The organism is Enterobacter sp. SECR19-1250 (assembly GCF_013391025.1).
In the GTDB taxonomy this organism is placed as follows: Bacteria; Pseudomonadota; Gammaproteobacteria; order Enterobacterales; family Enterobacteriaceae; genus Enterobacter; species Enterobacter cloacae.
In genome coordinates this window covers 1-1,316 of the sequence record NZ_JACASJ010000259.1, presented here as the reverse complement: position 1 = coordinate 1,316, position 1,316 = coordinate 1, and the positions used below count along the sequence as shown (strand labels likewise).

Sequence of the window (1,316 nt, the reverse complement as noted above, 5' to 3'; positions counted from 1 at the left end):
GGGTCTTCCCTTGTTGTGGTGGCTGAAGGCATGATAATGGCGTATTAAATCGCCAGAGGTCACCACCATGGACGAAAAGTCCCTCTATGCACATATCCTCAACTTGTCAGCTCCGTGGCAGGTAAAGTCTCTTTCTCTCGATGAAAATGCCGCTTCTGTTACCGTTACTGTCGGAATCGCTGAAAATACTCAGTTAACCTGTCCAGCCTGCGGGAAATCCTGCCCCGTTCACGATCACCGGCATCGTAAATGGCGCCACCTCGATACCTGCCAGTTCGCCACGATAGTTGAAGCCAGTGTGCCCCGTGTTATGTGTCCGAAGCATGGATGCCAGACTTTGCCTGTTCCGTGGGCGGGGCCCGGCAGCCGGTATACGCTGCTGTTCGAATCATTCGTGCTTTCATGGCTGAAAATCAGCACTGTTGATGCGGTCAGGAAACAACTCAAACTGAGCTGGAATGCCGTTGACGGCATTATGACCCGCGCGGTTAAACGAGGTCTTGCACGCATAAAAAAGCCGTTAGCAGCCCGGCATATGAATGTGGACGAGGTCGCTTTTAAAAAAGGACATCGTTATATAACGGTGATCTCCGATCGTGACGGGCGGGCGCTGGCTTTAACGGATGATCGAGGTAAGGAAAGTCTTGCCGGTTACCTAAGAACCCTGACTGACGGACAGCTGCAGGCCATTAAAACGCTCTCAATGGACATGAATGCGGGCTATATAAGAGCCGCGCGCATCCACTTACCGTGTGCAGTTGATAAAATCGCCTTTGACCGCTTCCACGTAGCGAAACAGCTGGGTGAGGTGGTGGATAAAACCCGCCAGAATGAACATCCCCGTCTTCCGGTTGAAAGCCGCCGTCAGGCCAAAGGTACCCGCTTCCTGTGGCAGTACAGCGACAAATGGATGACTGAGTCCCGGCAGGAAAAGCTGATGTGGCTGCGGGAACAGATGCAGCAGACAAGCCAGTGCTGGACACTGAAAGAGCTGGCCAAAAATATCTGGGATCGCCCCTGGAGCACAGAACGCAGAAATGACTGGTTGCAGTGGATATCGCTGGCGTCTCAATGTGATGTGCCGATGATGAAAAACGCAGCGAAAACCATCAAAAAACGGTTATATGGAATACTGAATGCGATGCATCATCGTGTCTCGAATGGTAATGCAGAGGCGCTGAACAGCAAGATCAGACTGCTGAGAATAAAAGCCAGAGGATACAGGAACCGGGAGCGCTTTAAGCTGGGAGTGATGTTCCACTATGGAAAACTGAATATGGCGTTCTGAGTCTTCCCACCATGATCGGGGAAGACCC

1 protein-coding gene is annotated in these 1,316 nt (G+C 51.9%); it reads left to right on the top strand.

Annotated features, from left to right (window positions below):
- Window positions 1-67: 67 nt before the first annotated feature.
- A complete protein-coding gene (locus HX884_RS26435; protein WP_065945178.1) occupies window positions 68-1,288 on the top strand; it encodes an ISL3-like element ISCfr12 family transposase in 1,221 nt (406 codons plus the stop codon).
- Window positions 1,289-1,316: the final 28 nt, after the last annotated feature.

Excerpts from the sequence above, each read along its gene's own strand:
- HX884_RS26435 (WP_065945178.1), top strand. The coding sequence starts at position 68 with ATGGACGAAAAGTCCCTCTATGCACATATCCTCAACTTGTCAGCTCCG.